We start from the raw sequence: 19,389 nt of genomic DNA, 5'->3' as shown, positions 1-19,389 counted from the left end.
AATCCTTTGCGCGGGCGCGGGCGCCCGTCGACGATGGCCTCTCGTGAGCACTTCCCGCCTGGCCGCCCTTGTGCCCGACCTCGCCCCGTTCCGGTCCGGCCGTGACTTCCGGCTGCTGTTCTACCAGGGGACGGTGACGTACTTCGGCTCCTTCATGGCCATGATCGCGCTGCCGCTGCAGATCAAGCACCTGACGGACTCGCCGCTGGCCGTCGGCGCGATGGGCGCGGTGGAGCTGGTTCCGCTGGTGGTCTGCGGGCTGTACGGGGGCGCGCTCGCCGACGCGGTCGACCGGCGGCGGATGATCCTGCTGACCGAGGCCGGTCTCGGGGTGCTCGCGCTGGTGCTGCTGGTGAACGCGGCCCTGCCCGATCCGCTGCTGTGGCCGCTGTACGTGGTCGCGGCCGGGGTGTCCGCGCTGGCCGGGCTCCAGCGGCCGGCCATGGACTCGCTGATGGCGCGGATCGTGCCGCACGACCAGCTGACCGCGGCCGCCGCCCTCAACGGGCTGCGCTACCAGTTCGGCGCGATCGCGGGTCCGGCGCTGGCCGGTCTGGTCGTCGCGTACGCCGGATACGCCTCGGCCTACGCCATCACCGTCGTGGGCTTCCTCGTCTCCGTGCTGCTGTGTCTGCGGCTCAGTCCGGCGCCGCCGGTACGGGGCGCCGAGCGCCCGTCGCTGCGCGGGATCGCCGAGGGCGCGCGGTACGCGTGGAGCCGGCCCGTGCTGCTGGGGACGTACGCCGTCGACCTGGCGGCGATGCTCTTCGCCTTCCCGAACGCGATCTTCCCCTTCCTCGCGGACGAGCTTGACGCGGTGTGGGCGCTGGGGCTGATGTACACGGCGGGGGCGGTGGGTTCCCTGGTGCTGGGGCTGACGAGCGGCTGGGTGTCCCGGATCCGGCGGCACGGGCTGCTGGTGGTGGCCGGGGCGGCGGTCTGGGGGCTGGCGATCGCTGCCGCGGGCGCGTCCGGCGGCATCTGGGTCGTGTTGCTGTGCCTCGCGGTGGCGGGCGCCGGCGACATGCTGAGCGGGCTGGCGCGCACCACGATCTGGAACCAGACGATCCCCGAGGAACTGCGGGGCCGGCTCGCGGGGATCGAGGTGCTCTCGTACAGCGTGGGCCCGCAGCTGGGCCAGGTCCGGGCGGGCACGATGGCCGGATGGACCGGTACCCGGCCGGCCTTCTGGAGCGGCGGTCTGGCCTGCGTGGCCTCGGTGGCGGTGCTGGCCGCGCTGCTGCCGAAGCTGATCTCCTACGACGCCGACACGGACGAGGACGCCGTGCGCCGGCGGGCGGCCCGGGAGGCGGAGGCGGAACCGAGCGGCGCGGTGGCCTGACGCCCCCCGCCCGGGCTCAGCTCTCCTTCTCGGCGAGGATCCGGTCGGCCGCGTAGTGCGGGCAGTTGCCGGCGTGCCAGGTCACCGAGAGCGAACAGGCTCCGGTCCGCAGGGTCCGCACCGCGCCGTCGGCGGCGGTGGCCTTGCAGAAGGGGCACACGACGGTCTCCGGGCGCAGTAGATCGAACATGCCGTGTCCTTCCCGCAGCATTCTCACACCGGACCAGTCCAGAACTATCAAATCCGGCGCCATTCGGCCCCAGTACCCGCAAGTACGGATGGGTATTGGAGGCCGTGACCGAACGGGAATAGCGCTGGAACGGCGACGGGGAGGCGTCCCCGTGCGGCTGCCGCCCCGGCGAGAACCCGGGCTGCGGCCCGGTTCGGCGTCGCTCCACGAGTAGACGGCCAGGCTCGCCGTGACGTCGGGAAGACGGACGATGTCATAAGGGTTGCGCAGCGCCACGGCGATGACGGGGACGCCTGTCGCGGTGAGCCGGTCGGTCAGGGCGCGCCGGGCGCTGTGCGCGCCGGGGTTGTACGTGCACACCAGCACGGCGTCGCGGGCCCGGGCGGCCCGTCGTCGCCGACCTGCGGCTGCGCCGCTGAGGGCGGGCGGGAGGTTACTCGCGAGGAAACACCGCCTTTGGCTATGGTGAGCGCCCTCGGTCGATCCCCCCTTCGGATCCAAAGATCAAAGACGGATCCGATGCGTCGATCGAAGGACACTCCCCCACCCGGGACATGAATACGCAGTGCAGAGCCACGCGCCGTCGGCAACACCGCCCGGCGTCGGCTCGGTACGAGCCGGCCTGCCCTCGTCCTGGCACCCAGGACTGGAGGGCGGCTGTCTTCTCATTCACCTACCTCGCGAAGGCAAGGCAGAGATGGCACGAATGCCCCGTCAGTCCCCCCGTCGACCGCAGACGCAGACGCAGACGCACACGCGCACGCACACGCATCCAGTCGACGAACTGCTCCCGATCCCCCGGCTCGCCCTGTACGGCTTCCAGCACGTCCTCGCGTTCTACGCGGCGGCGGTCATCGTCCCGGTCCTGCTCGGCAACGCGCTGGGCCTCTCCCGCCAGGAACTCGTCCACCTCATCAACGCGGACCTCCTGACCTGTGGCTTGGCCTCGATCATCCAGGCCCTCGGCTTCTGGAAGGTCGGCGCCCGGCTGCCCCTGGTCCAGGGCGTCACCTTCACCGCGGTCTCGCCCATGATCGCCATAGGCACCGGCGCGGGCGGCGGTACCGCCGGGCTCCTCGTCGTCTACGGGGCGGTGACCACGGCGGGCATGGCGACCTTCCTCTTCGCGCCGCTCTTCAGCAAGCTCGTGAAGTACTTCCCGCCGGTCGTCATCGGCACGATCCTCACGATCATCGGCATCACGCTGATCCCGGTGGCCCTGCAGGACGCCGCCGGCGGTGCGCACCTCATCGGCACCCCCGCGTACGGGGATCCGAAGAACCTCGCCTACGCACTGGGCACCCTGCTGTTCATCCTGGCCGTGGCCCGGATCGGCAAGCCGTTCCTAAGCAGCCTGGCGGTCCTGCTCGGGCTCGTCGTCGGCACGGCTGTCGCCTGGCTCTTCGGCGACGCCGATTTCGCGGCGGTGCGGGAGAGCGACTGGTTCGGGGTCACCACGCCCTTCCACTACGGCATGCCGCGGTTCGAGCTGCTCCCGATCGTCGCCATGCTCGTCGTCGTCCTGATCACCATGGTGGAGACCACCGGGGACGTCTACGCGATCGGCGAGATCACCCGCAAGAAGGTCGACGCCGACACGGTGGCCCGGGCGCTGCGCGCCGATGGCGCGGCGACGGTGCTCGGCGGCGTCCTCAACTCGTTCCCGTACGTGGCGTTCGCCGAGAACATCGGGCTCGTGCGCATGTCCAAGGTGATGAGCCGGTACGTGGTCGTCGCGGCCGGCGTGTTCATGGTCGTGCTGGGGCTGCTGCCGAAGGCGGGCAGCCTCGTCGCCTCGGTCCCGCACCCGGTGCTGGGCGGGGCGGCGGTCTCCATGTTCGGCATCGTCGCCGCGGTCGGGGTGCAGATCCTGGGGAAGGCCGATCTGCGCGAGGAGCGCAACACCCTGATCCTGGCGGTCAGTCTGGGCGCCGCCCTGCTGCCGACCACGGTCGCGCCGTTCTTCGCCCGGATGCCGGACGACCTCCGGGCGGTCCTCGACAGCGGGATCACGCTGGGCGCCCTCACGGCGATCGCGCTGAACCTGCTCTTCAACGTCTTCACGCGCCGCACCACGAGGGAGATCGACTGGGAGGGCATGGGGGAAGACGAGGCACCGGAGGCGGAGTTCGGGGCGCATCCCGCCCGCTGAGGCGGGCTCCCGGCCCCGGGCACGGCGGGGGCCGGGAGGGGCGAGTGCGCCCTTCCCGGTCCGCTCCGATCTGCCGGCGGCCGGCGGCAGACGGCAGACGGTCGGCGGCCCGTCAGCGCCCGCCCAGCGGGAACGGGGAGGCTTCGCCCTCCTCGCCGATCAACTCCCAGAAATGGTCGACGAGTCGGCGCAGGTAGGCGGCGCGCTCCGCCGCGATCTCCTTCAGCCGGGCGTCGTCGTTGCGTGCGACGAGGTGTCCCATGTACCGCTCCGAGAACCGCGAGAACTCCCCGTGCATCGTGCGCAGCGCGTCCCCCACGCTGGTCGCGTCCACCACGACGATCTCCGCCACCGGGTCCACGTACGCCTTCCACCGCCCGGTGACGGCCGATCTCAGGTGCTCCGCCAGCTCGTCCACCCGGCCCATGATCCCGATGAGCTTGCGCAAGGACAGGCCCAGGGCGTCCACGAGCGCCCTGGTCTGCCAGGCGTCGCCGTGCCAGTGCTGCGCCGCTTCGGCCGCGCGGTACTCGGTCGGGTCCATGCCTATGCGGTACGCCAGCCGCTCCACGGTGAGCCGGCGGGCCAGGCGGTGCTCGGCGAGGGTGCGCGGTTCGATGCCCATCAGCGCCGTCGCTTCGCACCACAAGACGTCTGCCAGGGCGAAGAGTTGGCGGTCGGTGGGGATTTCGGAGCCGTGCTCCCAGGCCAGGACCAGCTGCGGGTGGACGGGTGCGCCGCAGGTGGCCATGAAGTGGGCCACCTGGGTAGGGGACAGGCCCATGCGGGCTCGTGCGGACCTGGCCTCGGTCGGGGAGAACGGAGTGCTGTGCACGGACGCGACACCTCGCAGCATCCTCGGACGCGAGGCGTGCGAGGGGAGGACGGATCAATGGATGAACACCAAGCGCGGGCACAGTAACAGATGTTCAGCTGATGTTCAGCGGGGTATAACCTTCCGTCTCCCTGTGATTCAAAGGCTATTGAGGGCCTCCGGGTTCGAAGTTCGCGAGCATCTGTTCCAGCGCGGCCTGGTCCGGCCCCGTGAAGGGATCGATGCCGGGCAGCGCGGCGAGGGTGTCGACGAACTGCGCGGTCTGTCCCACCGCCGGCGGCAGGTGCGTGCACAGGATGGTCTGCGGGTCCATCGCCCGCAGCGGCTCCACGGTGGCGAGGAACCGGTCCGGATCCACCACTTGGACCCAGGGGCTGTCCACACTCGCCCAGAGCCGCTGGGACGCCCGCACGTCCTCGGCCGGCACCGCCCCGACGTCGGTGCCCGTGGCCACGTCCGCGGTCGGCATCGGGCCGCCGAAGCAGTCGGAACTGAAGCAGGTCCGCGACCGGTCCTCGTAGAAGCCGACGGTGGCCGGGTTGTCGAATAGCGGCGGCCGGAACGCGTGCAGCGTCCGGTCGCCCACGTCCAGGGTCTGGCCCGGATTGAGGAAGTACACCCGGTCCAGGGGCAGCGGCCGCTCCGTGGACATGATCCCGGCGGCCAGGAACGTGGTGACCAGCCGCGCCCGGGGAGCCGCTTCGAGCAGGGCGAAGAGGCCGCCCGTGTGGTCGCGGTCGGGGTGGGTCAGCCAGATCCACCGCACGTCGGCGGGATCGACCACGGAACCGAGGGCGTCGACGAAGTCCCGGTCCGGCAGTCCGAGGCCGGTGTCGACGACCACCGGCTGCTCGGAGTGCAGGACGAAGGCGTTGACGGGAAGGAAGCCGATGCCCGGAACCTCCAGGCAGTCCGCGAGAACGGTGATGTCGGGTCCCAGCTTGTGCGTCGTCATGGCAGTCTCCACCCTCCTGCGCGGTACGGGCTCTCCCCCCATCGTGGCGCCGTCGGGTTGCGACCGCGCGCGGGAGGCGGTAGCCGTGCCGGGCCGCCGTCCTCAGTTCGCGCAGTCCGTGTCCCGGGCAGGGCGCCTGCCGGTGGTGAGGAACTCCGTGACGGCACGGTTGCCGCACGCGTTGCCGTTGCCGAGGTACAGCCCGTGGCCGCCCTGCTCGACGGTGACGAGGCGGGCCCGGTCCCCCAAGGCCTCGCGCATCCTCAGACCCCCGAAGAGCGGGGTCGCCGGATCGCGGCGGCTCTGGAGCATGAGGATGTTGGACGGCCCGTCGTCGGTGATCCGGGTCGACTTCTGCGCAGGGGCGTCCTTCCAGAAGGAGCAGGGCAGCACGTTCACCGGCATGCCGGCCGTGAGCGGGTGGCGGGCGCGGTCCGCGTCGACCGCGCGCTGGTACGAGGCCGTGGACGCCTGCGGCCACGCCACGTCGTTGCAGATGACGGCGACCATGAGCGCGGCGTCCGGGTCCGGGATGGGCTGGGCGAGCTCGCGCGGGAGGACGGGCTTCTGCGCCGGGTCCCCGGCCTCCCTGACGAACCGGGCGAAGGGGGCGAAGGCGGAGTCGCTGTAGAGGGCGTTCTGCAGGGCCTGGCGCAGCCCGTTGCCGGTCAGGGGCACGCCCGGGGTCGTCGATTCCCTCGGTGCGCGGTCCAGCGCGGCTGCGAGGGAGACGACGAGCGGCTCGACCTCCTCCGGCCGCGCGGCCAGTCGCAGGCCGTCCCGGTCCCGGCCGGCATGGGCCGCCCAGGCCGCGAAGTCGGGGAAGCGGTCCTCGGCGCCCTGCGACATGTTCGCCAGCCAGCCGCGGGCGACCCGCTTCGGGTCGGGGTCGCCGCTGCTGTCGAGGACCCAGCGGTCGGTGCGCTGCGCGTACTTCTGCGCGTACACGGCCCCCACGTACGTCCCGTACGAGGTGCCCCAGGCGGAGAGCCTGCGCTCGCCGAGCGCCTCGCGGAAACGGTCCATGTCGCGTACCTGGTTGGCGGTGGTGAAACTGCGCAGCTCCGGGCCGCCGTTGCGGGCGCAGGCCTCGGCGATCCGCCGGGAGCGGGCCACGTTCTCGGTGATCTCGCCGTTCGGACCCGGCCAGGACCGCAGGCTCGTGAGGTACCGGTCCTCAGGGGCGAGTCCGCAGGTCGCGGTGGTGCTGGCGCCCACACCGCGCGGATCGAAGGCGACGAGGTCGTACGCCCCGCCGAGCTCCCGGCGCAGCGCGTCGCCCTTCTGCTTCAGGCGCTGTACGCCGGATCCGCCCGGGCCGCCGGGGAGCACGACGAGCGTGCCGCGGCGGGCCTCGGGGCGGTCGCTGCGGATGCGGGAGACGGCGACGGTGAGCTGCCGGCCGTCGGGGTCCTCGTAGTCGAGCGGGACCGGCAGCTCGGCGCACTCCTGGCCGGCGGGGACCTCCGGATCGGCGCAGGCGTGCCAACGGAGCTGCGGGGCGGCCGGCGTGGGCCGGGCGGCCGCCGGCGCGGCGCTCGCGGCGCCCGCGGTGGTCAGACCGGCGGCCACGGAGGCCGCGGCGAGAGTGAGGAGCAGGGCCTTCTTCGGGTAAGTCGTCATGGCGCAAGCCTTGGTGATCTCGCGTCGGCGTCCCATCCGGCAGGCATGTCGGCCCCAGTGGGGATAACCCCCGCGCCGGCGTACGGAGACGTACGGAGATCAGGGCAGCGGGACCCCGCGGGCCGCGATCCAGAGCTCGTACCACTCCTCGTGCGTGAGGTCGGGCTCCCGCACGGCCGCGTCGCGGCAGGCTCGGATCCGGTCGGGGCGGGCGGTGCCGATGACGGGCGCGATCCCGGCGGGGTGCCGGATCAGCCACCACAGCAGCACCGTCTCGGGCGTCGTGCCCTTGCGCCGGGCCAGCCCGGCCAGCAGCTCCGCGGTGGCCCGTTCGGCCGGCGTCTGCTCGCGGCCGGTGAACCGGCCCTGCGCCAGCGCGCCCCAGGCCTGGAGGCGGATGCCGTGGTCGCGGCAGTGTTCCAGCGTGCCGAACGGGAAGCCGTTGGCCGCGGACCCGGGCGTGTTGAGCAGGACTCCGGCCTCGACCCAGTCGCGGCTGTGCAGGCTCATCTCCAGCTGGTTGGCCACCAGCGGCACGTCGAGACGCGCCTGGAGGTGGGCGATCTGCGCGGCGCCCATGTTGGACACGCCGAAGCGCCGTACGAGGCCCTGCCGGTGCAGGGACGTCAGCGCCGAGGCGATCGAGTCCACGTCCGCCAGCGGATCGGGGCGGTGCAGCAGGAGGACGTCGATCACGTCGGTGCGCAGCCGGGTCAGGCTCTCCTCCACCCGCCGCGTGATGCTCTCCCCGCGGAGGTCGTAGATCCCCGGGCGGTCCGCGTCGCCGAGCCGGATCCCGCACTTGGTCTGGAGCGTGATGCGTTCGCGCAGCCCCGGCGTGCGGGCGAGCACCTCGCCGAAGACGGCCTCGGCCTTCCCGTGCCGGTAGATGTCGGCGTGGTCGAAGGCGGTGATCCCGCTGTCGAGCGCGGCGGAGATCGCCGCCTCGGCGGCATCGATGTCGCCGGGCCCGTACGCACCGGGCTCCCAGCTCCCGCCGAGGCCCATGCACCCGTACAGCACCCGGTCACCGCTCACACCCGCACTCCCGTCCGTCGCCACGCCCCCACCCTAGGCCCTTGTCCTGGCGTGTCCGACGTGGGCTTCGCGTCGTCCGATCGGCCGTACACTCGGGCCATGGGTCGCATGGGTTCGACGAGGCAGTGCGCGCGGCGGGCCGCCTCCGGGCCGGGCCCGGTCGTCGTCGACCCCGCCGCCGCGGCCGGCGTCGAGGCGCCCGAGACCCGTCGGGTCGCCCTGCACGGCCACGGCTAGCGCTTCCTCTCCTTCCTCCTCCGCTCGGCCCGCCGCTGTTCCACGCGGTGATCGCGGCTCTCCCGCCGGGCCGAGCCACCTCGTCGTCCTGTTCCCGCCGGACTGTTCCCGCCGGACTGTTCCCGTCGGACGATCGCCCGCCCCGCTCCACGTCACCACCGCAGCTTCCCGGCATGCCGCCGGCGCTGCCGCCCGGCTACGGCCGCACGCCCGGGCCGAGCCCCCTCGAAGGGAACATTGTGAAGCTGAGCGAGTTGCTGGCCGGGCAGGAGCACCACGTACTCCGGGGTGACCCGGAGACGACGTCGATCACCGCGGCGACGACGTTCGACGCGGATCGGGTGATGCCGGGCTCTCTGTTCATCGCCGTCCCCGGGCACCGGGAGGGCGGACCGGACGCCGTGTCGCCCGCACTCGCCCGCGGCGCGGCCGCGGTGCTCGTCGACGGCCGGGAACCCGCCCTTCCGGCATCGGTGTGGCCGCCGGGTGCCTGCGCAGTACGGGTGCCCGACACCCGGACGGCGGCCGCGGTCGTGACCTCGCGCTACTTCGGCGAGCCCGGGCGGCAGATGGACATGGTCGCGATCACCGGCACCAACGGCAAGACGTCCGTGTCGTACATGGTCGAGTCCGCCCTGCGGATCTCCGAGGGCGCGAAGGTGGGGGTCATCGGGACCGCCGGCAGCCGCATCGGGGACGAGCTGATCCCGATGCCGCGTTCGGTGCTGACCACTCCGGAGTCACCGGACCTCCAGTACCTGCTGGGGTGCATGCGCGACCGCGGCGCCGGCAGCGTGGTCCTGGAGGCCACCTCGATGGCCCTGCTGACGCACCGCGTCGACCGGACCTTCATCGACGTCGGCGTCTTCACCAACCTGACGCAGGACCATCTGGACGACCACGGCACGATGGAGAACTACCGGGACGCCAAGCTCCGGCTGTTCCAGGGCCTGTGCCGGCACGCCGTGGTCAATGCCGACGATCCCGTGGGCGCCGGAATCCGGTCGATGATGCCCGGGGCCGTGACCACGTACGCGATCGACGCCCCGGCGGACTACCGGGCCACCGGCCTCGCCGTGAGCGCTTCCGGCACACGGTTCACCCTCCACCACGGCGGGCGCGCGTATCCGGCGTCGATCCCCGTTCCGGGGAAGTTCTCGGTGGCCAACGCGCTGGCCACCGTGGCCGCCTGTCACGTCCTGGGCCACGACCTGGGCGCCCTGGTCGACGCACTCGACCGGATGCCTCCCGTACCGGGCCGGTTCGAACGCTTCCGGACCCCGCTCGGCACCTCCGTGATCGTGGACTACGCCCACTCGCCGGATTCCCTGGACAAGGTCCTGACCACCATCCGCGGCTTCGCGCGCGGCCGGGTCGTCACCGTCTTCGGCTGTGGCGGGGACCGCGACACCACCAAGCGGGCCGACATGGGGAGGATCGCCGGAACCCACTCCGACCTCTGTGTCCTCACCTCGGACAACCCCCGCAACGAAGACCCCGAGGCCATTTTGGACCAGGTCGCCCAGGGCCTCGTGGCGACCGGCACCCCCTTCGAGCGCTTCGCCGACCGCCGACGGGCCATCGAGTTCGCCCTGTCGGCCGCGGGTCCCGAGGACGTCGTCCTGATCGCCGGAAAGGGCAGCGAGCCGTACCAGATCGTGGGCGAGGAGCTGCTCCCCTTCAGCGACATGTCCACGGTGCGCGAGCTCTGCGCGTCCCCCAGCCCTTCACACCCGGGCCGATGCACGGTCTGACCGGCGGATACTCAATGATGTCCGCATGGAAAGACATATGGAGACCGGGCGGAGGCCGTCCGGCCGCCGGTTCGGCCGCGCGGTGGCGACCCTGAGCCTGCTGACCTCGGTGGTGGCGTGTACGTCCGCGCAGGCTCCGGCTCCGGTCCCTGGCGCCGGGAGCGGGGACCAGGTCTCCGTGGCGACCTGGAACATGTGCGGGGTGCGGCAGTGGAGCTGCGAGGAGACCGGCAGCCCGAAGGACAAGTTCCAGCAGCTGCGCGACCTGGTCGGCGACTCCGGCGTACGGGTCCTGCTGCTACAGGAGGTGTGCTCGGAGGACCTGCTGTCCTCGGCCGTGCGCCTGGGCCCGGAGTGGCACTCGGTCTTCGAACCGTACGCCGACGTGGACGCGGCGGGCCGGCGCACCTCCGTGGACTGCACCGGGCAGGGGCGCGGCCAGGCCGGCTACGGGCTGCTGGCCGCCTCCCGGCTCACCGATGTGGAGGTGGTCCCGACCGAGCAGCCGACGGTGGGCCTGCACCGCGGGATCCTGTGCGCGCGGGTCCCTGCGCAGGGGCTGCGGGTGTGCAACGCGCACCTGTCGCTGCGGGAGAGCGACGGCGAGCACCCCGACTGGGACTTCCGCGACGACCAGCTGAGCTCGCTGGTCGCCACCGCGGCGACCGACGCCCGTACGGTCTTCGGCGGGGACTTCAACGCTCCGCCGCCGGTGGGCGGCCGGAACACCTCCGCCTGGATCTGGCCGTCGGAGGCCTACGACACGTACCGCGAGTGCGATCAGAAGGGCGACTCCCGCAAGGGGCGCGCCACGCACAAGGACGGCACTAAGATCGACTACCTCTTCACGCAGCTGCCCCGCACCGGCTGCGAGGTGGTGGAGACCAAGGCCTCCGACCACCGGCCGCTGGTGATGCGGGTGAGCCGCCCCGCCGCCGATCCGTCGCCCGCTCCCTCCGCTCCCTCCGCCGATCCCGGCGTCAGTAGCGCGAGTTGAAGTAGTTGCCCTGCTGGGCGGGCACGGAGTAGCCGTTCACCGAGGTGAAGGGGACGGCCGTCCACGGGGAGGCGTTGCCGACGGCGTCCACCGCGATGGCCTCGACGAAGTGGTCGCCCTCGTTCCAGGCCCAGCCCGACTCCCACACCCAGCTGCCGTCGGCCCTCACCTCGCAGGTGCCCAGGGTCACGCCGCCCTCCTGGAAGTCCACGCGCACGGCGCCGGGGGCGTAGCCGGCGAAGCCGACGGCAGGGCCCTGCACCTGCTGGTGCGCCGCCGGGGCCGTCACCGAGAGCGCGAGGGGCTGGGCCGGCCTCGGCGGCGGCGGAGGCGCCGGTACGTACTCGGGCAGGGGCTCGGAAGCGTGCTCCACGGCGGTGAAGACCACTTCGGTGCGCTCGGTCTGGTAGTTGTTCGCGTCCGCGCCGAAGAGCCTGACGACGTGTCGGCCCATGGGCCACGGGCTGGTGCGCTCCCAGACCCAGGTGCCGTCGGCGGCGACGGGCGAGGCGCCCTGGTACTTGCCGTCCTGCCAGAAGCTGACCCGCACAGCACCCTGGGCGGTCCCCGTGAAGCGGACGGTGTTGGCGGGCACCCGCTCCTCCGGCCCTGGCGTCAGCACCACCGGCTTGGGGAAGGAGTCGTCGGCCCTCACCTGGGAGGTCTGCGTCAGGTACGCGTCGATGGCCGAGGTGTCGCGCTCCGGCTGTTCGAAGCCGTTGCGGATCATGCCGAACCGCGGGGTGATTCCGTCGACGAGGAGGTTCAGCAGCCCCATGATGGTGGGCAGGTTGCGCAGCGTGACCTTGCCGTGGTCGGTGATCAGGGAGGAGTCGTTGTAGACGAAGTTGAAGTTCTCCCGCCCCTGGAACAGCCCGAGGAACGGTTCCACCTGCCGCTTGTACTGCTCGTCCTGGGGCGACGTGATCATGTAGATGTTGGCCGCGTGGTTGGCGCCGCTGCGCACCAGGTCCGGGAGGACCGAGTCGAGGGTGCGGACGTTCTGCTCCGTCACCTCGCCCATCATCACCTGGGCCGCGCCGGGGATGCCCTCCTTGACGTACGTCCCGATCAGGAACTGGGGCACGCTGGCCACGATGTTCCTGAAACCGTACTTCAATCCGAAGAACAGGGCCGCGCTGCCGCCCTTGGAGCTGCCGAACATGGTCACTTCGTCCGGCGAGAGGGACAGGGCGTTCATGACCCGCGAGATGAGCCCGGCGACGGACTGCTCCAGGGAGAAGTCCATCCCCTTGCACAGGTAGTAGGTGTTCGCGCCGTCGAAGAGGTCGCGGACCCAGAGGATGTTCGACCGGACCTTGTCGAGCACGCCGTTCGACCAGCCGTACTCACCGGGCGCGGTGAAGTTCGCGAAGACCACGACCAGATGGCGGTTGCCGTTCCTCGCGTGGGAGAACCGGTACTCGATGGGCACCGCCCCGGAGGTGTCGACGCCGGTGAAGACGCGGCGCGCGTTCTGGGCTGCTGCCTTAGACATGCTCGGAATCCATTCTTCTCACCGGCTGGCGCGGCACCTGGCCGAGGGTGCCCCCGTTCCAGGGACCTGGCTGACCCGAGTGGCCCGCCGGGTCCCCCTGGCCCGCGGCGCGGCCGCCCGCCGCGCCGACGGCCGGTGCCTGGGCCCGCGCGGGGTCGAGGTCTCCTCCGGCGATCAGGATGCGGTCGGTCAGTCTGGCCGAGGCGTAGCCGTCGTCCAGATCGCAGAACTCCTGCTGGAACCAGCGGTAGCGGGCGGCGTAGCCGTGCTGGATGCGGTCGATGTTGCGGATCGCCCCGATCAGCTCGGGGGAGGTGTACACGAGCGGGCCGGGTGCGGACTGCTCGAAGTCGAAGTAGAAGCCGCGCAGGGTGTCCCGGTAGTGGTCCAGGTCGTACGTGAAGAAGAGGATCGGCCGCCCGGTGTTGACGAAGTCGAACATCAGGGAGGAGTAGTCCGTGATCATCACGTCGGTGATGAGCGAGAGGTCCGCCATGTCCGGGTAGTCGGACACGTCGTAGACGAAGCCGTCGCCGGCGCCGGGCACCGGGTCCACCACGTTGGGGTGGCGCCGCACGAGCAGGACGTGGTCGTGGCTCAGCTGCGCCTTGGCCTCGTCGAGGTCGATGCGGAAGTCGAGCTTGTACTTTCCGGGTGCGTAGAACTGGTCGTCGCGCCAGGTCGGCGCGTACATGATGACCTTCTTGCCCGGCGGGAGCCCGATGCGGCGGCGCACTTCAGCCGCCCGCCGGCCGGAGTCCGCCCGGCGCAGGATGTCGTTGCGCGGATAGCCGCTCTCGACCATCTCGCCCGGGAACTGGAAGGCCCGCTTGAGGATCGGGGTGCTGAAGCTGTTCGGGGACACCAGCATGTCCCAGTTCCGCACCTCCTTCTCCACGCGTTCCAGGTACCGCTTGTCCGCGAAGTGCACGGCCTCGATGTCGTGGCCGATCCGCTTGAGCGGGGTGCCGTGCCAGGTCTGCACGACGGTCTGGCCGTCCCGCTTCTCGAACCAGTCGGGCAGGTGGTTGTTGGCGACGACGTACTTCGCCCGGCCCATGGCCTCGTACCAGTCGGGCGACCACATGCGGACGGGGCGTGCGGTGGGCGGTACGGCGACCTGGTCGTCGCGCACCACCCACAGGTGCTCGAGGTCCACGCCGCGGCGGACCATCTCCTCGTGGAGGGCGCGGGGGCTGTCGGAGTACTGGGTGCCCTTGAAGGCGTCGAACAGCACGGCCCGGGTCAGCGGCTTGCGGCGGGCCTCCGGGTAGGTCTTGGTGCGCATCAGCTTCTGCCGGTACGGGCCGCGGGCCTCGTCTGGCATCGCCGAGTGCACCAGGAGCGAGAGCCTGTCGTAGGCCTCCGCCTGGAGCTCGTAGCGCCGCTCGTTGCTGGTCATCTCGCTGGGGAAGGCGGGGATCAGCTCCTGCGTCATCTTGACCATGAGGTCGTTGGAACGGTTCTCCGCGGTGACGGCGGACGGGTCCTGGCGGCGCAGGAAGAAGTCCCAGCGGCCGGCGGCCAGCGGGACCTCCCCGGCCAGGTTGCGCATGGCCGCGGGGGTGACGACGAAGCGGAACTCCTCGCCGTACCAGGTGATGGGGACCACGCGCTCCGCGCCGTGGGCCCGGGAGCGTACGACGATGTGCGCCGCGGCGAACTCGGCGGAGTCGAGCTTGTCCTGCGCGGCGTAGCCGACGGTGACCTCCAGGGAGCCGTCGGGGCGCCAGGTGGCGGACTTGGCCAGCGGCAGGGTGTCGCGCTCGAACAGCACGACGTAGCCGGAGCCGTTGCGGTGCACGAAGACCTCGCGGTCCCCGCGCTCGGTCTGCAGCGCGGCCGGCATCCGGTAGTGGCCGTCGGTGGCGTCCTCCGCCATGACGGGGTAGATGGCCGCCTTGCGTCCCTCGACGTGCAGGGTGGTCTTCCAGCCGTTGGCCCCGGTGTTCCAGGACTCCGGGACCCCGTCGGAGGAGGTGGTGCGGTGACCGGGGACGAGGGCCTTGGCCGGGATGCGGGTCACGAAAGTGAACCATCCCTCGCCGCCCGGCTGGAACTGGACCCACGCGTCGTGCCGGCCGGCGCCGCCCATGCTGGTGACCCGGAACTTGCCCCACTCGGGGAGCTTCGGACCGAGGTAGACGCCTCGGAGCTCCAGGTGGTCGCCGACGACCCGGTGCCGCGTGATGCGGCAACGCACCCTCTCCACCCGGAGTTTGAGCTTGCCCTGCAGGAAGAGCGGCACCACGCGGGTGTTCTTCTCCACATACTGGTAGGGCGGATTGGCCGCACTGCCCGCACCGCCCCGGGCTATGCCCTTGTAGCGGAAGAGCCCGCGGCTGAGGACGCCGGCCGCCACGTCCCACGTCCCCTCCACCCACTCGCCCTTGCGCTTGAGGCGGGAGACGTCGAAGCGGACCTGGAATCCGGACCAGTCGTAGCAGTAGCGGCTCTGCTGGGAGTATTCGGTGGCCTGCGGGTAGTACGTGGTCTTCGCCTTGGCGACGACCACCCTGCCCTGCTTCTTGTTCCGCAGGGCGATCGCCTTCATCGACATGTGCCGCTTGTGCACGTTGATGAAGCGGACGTACGCGGACCCCTCGAGGGTCAGGTGCTCGGAGTCGTCCCAGCGCGCGCCGGACAGCGAGCCGTGCAGCGAGAGTTCCTTGTCGAGCCGGTAGGCGCTCTTGTCTATCCCGATCGAACGGTCGCCGAGGTAGGGGTAGTTGAGGTAGCGGTGGAAGCGCCGCTGCACGGGCAGGGGGCCGCCCTTGCGCTCGAACTCGACGACGTCGAGCAGCTCCTTGAGCCGCCCCTCGCGCACCAGGAGCCACTTGACCCGGGCGTCGGCGGGCAGTTCGTGGATGATGTCCGCGTCGGCCTCGTCCAGGAACTCGTTCCCCCACCGCATGAAGGCGTCCCGGTACTCCTCGTCGGCGTCCGGGAGCACCTTCAGGTGCAGCATCAAGTCCGACTTGAGACAGGCGAGATCGTACTTGCGCTTGTGGTCGGAGTAGGAGCGCGCACGGTGTCCGGCGAGGAAGCGGCTGACCGACTGCACCGCGGCGACGCGGTCCCGGAGGTTGCTGAACTCGGTGTGCCGCTGGGTGATGGAGGGTGCGGCGCCGCCCTCGCGGCGGCGCCAGAAGTAGACGATGTCCGTGAGGATGTCGACCTTGGCGGCCCGGAAGTGGGCGAACATGTTGACCCAGGAGTCCTCGTACATCACGCCCTCGGGGAACGCGATGTAGTGGTAGTCCCAGAAGGACCGCCGGAACACCTTGTTCCACACCGTGCGGTCATAGATGAGGTCGGGCAGCTTGGTGATGTGCGTGCCGCGCTTGCTGCTGCGCATGGGGGCCTTGTGCAGCGGGGACTGCCACCTCTTGGTGGAGTTCATCATCTGCACGTTGCCGGAGACGAAGTCGGAGCCGGAGGATTCGAGGGTCCGCACGAGCAACTCGTAGGCGTACTCGGGTATCACGTCGTCGCCGTCGACGAACGCGAGGAACTCCGCCTGGGGGTGGGCGGCGCGGATGCCGACGTTCCTGGCGTGGCCCGGTCCCATCGACTCCTGCCGCAGCAGCCGGAACCGCGGGTCCCGGCGGGCGAAGTCCGCGGCGATCGCGGTCGAGGAGTCGGTCGAGCCGTCGTCGACCATGATCACTTCAAGGTCGCGGAACGTCTGCCTGGCTATCGACTCGAGGCACTCCTCGAGGTAGATCTCGACGTCCTGAAAGGGCACGACGACGCTCAGGCGGGGCATACCTGCCACTCAGAAAACTCCTTGGTAGACACACTTCTCACAGCGCGCCGGGAATCGCCACGGCGCGCCGCCAGACCCGCCCCTGAATCTGGTCACCCACCGCTCCCCGCGCACTCGACCCTCCCCCACCCTCGACCCGCACACTTATACGAGCCTCACAGGGTGTGCGCAGCGTAGGGCAACTGCGCAACGGCGAGCAACTATTCACAAGCGCGCAAGGCTTCCGAAGCTTCACGTCTGCGAATGAGCGATATCCGTCACAACGCCGAGGGCGCACCAACTCCCTCCGGTTCGGGGTGACGCGCGAAAGCACGGACCGTCACCTGTCGGAACACCCTCATGCCCGGTGAGGTAGGTCACCCCACGCGGCACCAGGGCTCGAAGGCGAGACCCGCGTCCATGAGGTCCTGACGGGCGATCCGCAGCCCGCCATTCGTGTCGATCATCGCGATCGTGACCGCACCACGGGCGTCGAGGGCGATGGCCGGCAGTCCGGCACACCGGTCTCCCACGGGGGCCCACCACGCGCCGTACTGCTCACCCTCCGTGGGATAGGCGGCGATCTCGGGACACCCCTCGGCACCCCGCTGCAGCAGCACGGTGCAGTCGTAGCCGTTGATGCGCGTACGGGCGATGCCCACCGGGCCGGCGCCGCCCGCCCCGCCCAGCGGCATGGGCACGCGTGGCGCTCCGGCGGGGGCCATCGGGCGGTAGGCGATCACGCCGCCGTCCGCCGGGTGGCGCCAGAAGTAGGTGCCGGTGCCGGGGCCCGTCTCGTAGGCGCTGTACGTCCCTTCGACGGCGTCGGCCTCCAGGCGTCCGAGCCACCTGAAGTCGCTGCCGGGGCCGTCCTGGCCCCAGTACGCGGCGCCGCCCCGGAAGGGTGCGAGGAACTCGGCCCGGCCGTGGGCCGTGACCAGGGGGACGACGGCACCTCGCGCCCATTTGCCCTGATAGTCCACCCAATTGCCCCATTTGCCGTCAGCGCCCCGGGTACGGCCCCGTACGCCGACCCCGAACCGGGTGGCGACGACGTGGAGCGATCCGGCGCCGTCGGGCAGCACCATCGGGTCTCCCGGCGGGACCGGTGGCTCGCCCTCCTGCTCCCGCTCCGGGAACGGATTGCCCAGGGCGCGCCAGTCGCTGAGCGGGCGGCCGGTCTGATACTGGGCGGCGATGACCAGCTCGCGGCCGCCCGGTGCGTCGTCCCGGTAGCGGGTGCCGGCGAACCAGACGAAACCGCCCGCGTCCTGGGCCAGCGTGAACCGGCCCGCCCACCCCTCGACGGGGAACAGGTCGGGCCCGTGCCAGACGTCCGAGCCGGGGGCCGACTCGGTCCAGCGCACCAGGCCCTCGGCACAGCTCGCGTAGGCGGTCAGCCGGCCGTCCCGCCCCAGGCGGAGCCAACCCCGGGCCGCGAGCCCGCCGTCGGCTGCCGCGGCTATCTCGGAGCCCGGAACCGCGGGCGTGGCGGAGATGACGCCCCGGCCCGTCTCCGCGCGTTCGCGTCGCGCCATGTCCAGCCCACTCCTGCCCGTTCTCGTCCCATATGCCCGGAACGGCCTTGCGGCCGTGGGGCAACTACGGCAGGGCGCCGACCTGTCGCCGCCGGTGGCGGACGTCCGGGGCGGCTCCCGGCCCGGTGCAATCTAGCCTGTCCGCGCCGTTGCCCCGGAGGCGGACCCGTAGATTCCGTGGTCGGCTCGTCGGTTTCGGACGACTTCGCCCGCCCGTGCACTACCCGCGGTCACGGCCGAGGGGCGTTGTCAGACCCCTGCGAGAGGATCATCCTCATGACGATCCTTCCCGCCGATGAGGCGTTGTCCAGCATGCCCAGCGCGCCCGGCATGCCCGGCATGCCCGGCGCGTCCGGCATGCCCGGCGCGTCCGGCATGCCCGGCGCGTCCGGCGTGTCCGACCAGGCCGACTACCGTGCCGCGCTGCGACAGTTGCACGAGGCCTCCCACGCCTACTACGGCGGCGAGAACACCCCGCTGGACGACGCCACTTACGACCGGCTGCGCCTGTCCGTGCTCGCCTGGGAAGCGGAGCACCCGGACGAGGTCGCCCGGGACTCCCCGACAGGCCTGGTCGGTGACGGCGCCGCCCCGGTCGGCGACATAGCGCACACCACCCGGCTGCTCAGCCTCGACAACGTCTTCGACCCGGTCGGCCTGGTGGCGTGGGAGGCCTCGCTCCAGCGCCGCCTGGGCCACCCGCCCGCCGGCGGGTACACGGTCGAGCCGAAGATGGACGGAGCGGCCGTCGCCGCCCGCTACCGGGCCGGGCGGCTGGAGCAGATCATCACCCGCGGCAACGGCACGCACGGCGAGGACGTCAGCCACGTCATCGGCACCATCGAGGGCCTGCCCGAGCGGCTGCCCGTGCCGGCCACGTTCGAGGTGCGCGGCGAGGTCCTGTTCACGCAGGCGCAGTTCGAGACCGCGAACGACGTCCGCAGCGCGCACGGCGCGCAGGTCTTCGCGAACCCGCGCAACGGCACGGCCGGCACCCTGCGCGCGAAGGACCGTCCGTACCGGCTCGCGATGACGTTCTGGGCATACGGGGCGGTCGAGCTCGACGGGGTCGACTTCGTGCCTTCCGGGGCCACGCACTCCGAGGTCCTGGCCGCCGTCGCCGAGGCCGGAGTCCAGACGACGGCCGGCACACCCGCCGGTCTGCACGTGGTCGCGACCCTCGCCGAGGCGCAGCGGAAGGTCGACGGAATCGCCGCGCTGCGGCCCGCCCTGCCGTTCGGCATCGACGGGGTGGTGATCAAGGCGAACGACGCGGCCGAGCAGGCCGCGGCCGGGTTCGGCAGCAGGTTCCCGTACTGGGCGATCGCCTTCAAGCTTCCGGCAGTCGAGCGACAGACGGTTCTGAAGGAGGTGGTCTGGGACGTGGGCCGGACCGGCGTACTGGCCCCGACGGCCGTACTCGAACCGGTGGACATCGACGGGTCCACGGTCACCCGGGCCACGCTGCTTCCGTCGGGGAGC

The 19,389-nt window shown here is 71.5% G+C and carries 13 protein-coding genes and 1 pseudogene; 6 read left to right on the top strand and 8 right to left on the bottom strand.

Features of this window, described 5'->3' with window-relative positions; genetic code table 11:
* The first annotated feature begins 43 nt into the window (after positions 1-43).
* Positions 44-1,342 (top strand): MFS transporter, encoded by a 1,299-nt coding sequence (locus IF88_RS0125815; protein WP_030717152.1) that lies wholly within the window; start codon positions 44-46, stop codon positions 1,340-1,342.
* A gap of 16 nt (positions 1,343-1,358) precedes the next feature.
* Here IF88_RS0125815 and IF88_RS46730 read toward each other — a convergent pair whose 3' ends face one another.
* Positions 1,359-1,532 carry a hypothetical protein gene (locus tag IF88_RS46730; RefSeq protein WP_158754571.1) on the bottom strand — a complete coding sequence of 58 codons (174 nt, stop codon included), beginning with the start codon at positions 1,530-1,532 and terminating at the stop codon, positions 1,359-1,361.
* Positions 1,533-2,238: 706 nt separating this feature from the next.
* Between IF88_RS46730 and IF88_RS0125805 the strand changes: the two genes are divergently transcribed.
* Positions 2,239-3,684, top strand: a complete 1,446-nt coding sequence (locus IF88_RS0125805) for a nucleobase:cation symporter-2 family protein (RefSeq protein WP_234323694.1) — start codon at positions 2,239-2,241, stop codon at positions 3,682-3,684.
* Positions 3,685-3,796: 112 nt separating this feature from the next.
* Here the strand turns inward: IF88_RS0125805 and IF88_RS0125800 are convergent, their stop codons facing one another.
* The 4 genes from IF88_RS0125800 to IF88_RS0125785 all read right to left on the bottom strand — a co-directional run bounded on the left by IF88_RS0125800 (position 3,797) and on the right by IF88_RS0125785 (position 8,159).
* Positions 3,797-4,519, bottom strand: coding sequence for a helix-turn-helix domain-containing protein (locus tag IF88_RS0125800; RefSeq protein ID WP_078893145.1), 723 nt, complete (start codon positions 4,517-4,519; stop codon positions 3,797-3,799).
* A 145-nt stretch (positions 4,520-4,664) separates the two neighbouring features.
* Positions 4,665-5,474 (bottom strand): MBL fold metallo-hydrolase, encoded by an 810-nt coding sequence (locus IF88_RS0125795; protein WP_030717143.1) that lies wholly within the window; start codon positions 5,472-5,474, stop codon positions 4,665-4,667.
* Between the two features lie 102 nt (positions 5,475-5,576).
* A complete protein-coding gene (locus IF88_RS0125790) occupies positions 5,577-7,097 on the bottom strand; it encodes an alpha/beta hydrolase (RefSeq protein WP_030717141.1) in 1,521 nt (506 codons plus the stop codon).
* A 99-nt stretch (positions 7,098-7,196) separates the two neighbouring features.
* Positions 7,197-8,159 carry an aldo/keto reductase gene (locus tag IF88_RS0125785; RefSeq protein ID WP_420711003.1) on the bottom strand — a complete coding sequence of 321 codons (963 nt, stop codon included), beginning with the start codon at positions 8,157-8,159 and terminating at the stop codon, positions 7,197-7,199.
* A 75-nt stretch (positions 8,160-8,234) separates the two neighbouring features.
* Between IF88_RS0125785 and IF88_RS46725 the strand changes: the two genes are divergently transcribed.
* The 3 genes from IF88_RS46725 (at position 8,235) to IF88_RS0125770 (ending at position 11,123) form a co-directional block, all read left to right on the top strand.
* Positions 8,235-8,372 (top strand): hypothetical protein, encoded by a 138-nt coding sequence (locus tag IF88_RS46725; protein WP_158754570.1) that lies wholly within the window; start codon positions 8,235-8,237, stop codon positions 8,370-8,372.
* A gap of 239 nt (positions 8,373-8,611) precedes the next feature.
* Positions 8,612-10,126, top strand: coding sequence for a UDP-N-acetylmuramoyl-L-alanyl-D-glutamate--2,6-diaminopimelate ligase (locus IF88_RS0125775; protein WP_051837543.1), 1,515 nt, complete (start codon positions 8,612-8,614; stop codon positions 10,124-10,126).
* Positions 10,127-10,151: 25 nt separating this feature from the next.
* Entirely contained in the window at positions 10,152-11,123 is a 972-nt protein-coding gene (locus IF88_RS0125770; protein ID WP_078893139.1) for an endonuclease/exonuclease/phosphatase family protein, read from the top strand.
* Here the strand turns inward: IF88_RS0125770 and IF88_RS0125765 are convergent.
* The 3 genes from IF88_RS0125765 to IF88_RS0125755 all read right to left on the bottom strand — a co-directional run bounded on the left by IF88_RS0125765 (position 11,107) and on the right by IF88_RS0125755 (position 17,907).
* Positions 11,107-12,621: a hypothetical protein gene (locus tag IF88_RS0125765; protein ID WP_030717126.1), complete on the bottom strand. Its 1,515-nt coding sequence runs from the start codon at positions 12,619-12,621 to the stop codon at positions 11,107-11,109. The two genes, IF88_RS0125770 and IF88_RS0125765, sit on opposite strands and share 17 nt — an antisense overlap.
* Complete coding sequence (locus IF88_RS0125760; protein ID WP_063754842.1) at positions 12,614-16,390, bottom strand: bifunctional glycosyltransferase/CDP-glycerol:glycerophosphate glycerophosphotransferase; 3,777 nt, start codon at positions 16,388-16,390, stop codon at positions 12,614-12,616. Before IF88_RS0125760 ends, IF88_RS0125765 begins: the two co-directional genes overlap by 8 nt.
* A gap of 356 nt (positions 16,391-16,746) precedes the next feature.
* Complete coding sequence (locus IF88_RS0125755) at positions 16,747-17,907, bottom strand: hypothetical protein (RefSeq protein WP_030717122.1); 1,161 nt, start codon at positions 17,905-17,907, stop codon at positions 16,747-16,749.
* A gap of 375 nt (positions 17,908-18,282) precedes the next feature.
* On the opposite strand from IF88_RS0125755, the pseudogene IF88_RS0125750 reads away from it, so the two are divergent.
* Positions 18,283-19,374: pseudogene (locus tag IF88_RS0125750) on the top strand (NAD-dependent DNA ligase LigA); the annotation flags it as partial.
* Positions 19,375-19,389 lie beyond the last annotated feature (15 nt).

The sequence above is a fragment of the Streptomyces sp. NRRL F-2580 genome (assembly GCF_000720115.1).
Taxonomy (GTDB): Bacteria; Actinomycetota; Actinomycetes; order Streptomycetales; family Streptomycetaceae; genus Streptomyces.
The sequence above is the reverse complement of the archived record's forward strand: the minus strand, read 5'-3'. Positions and strand labels throughout refer to the sequence as shown.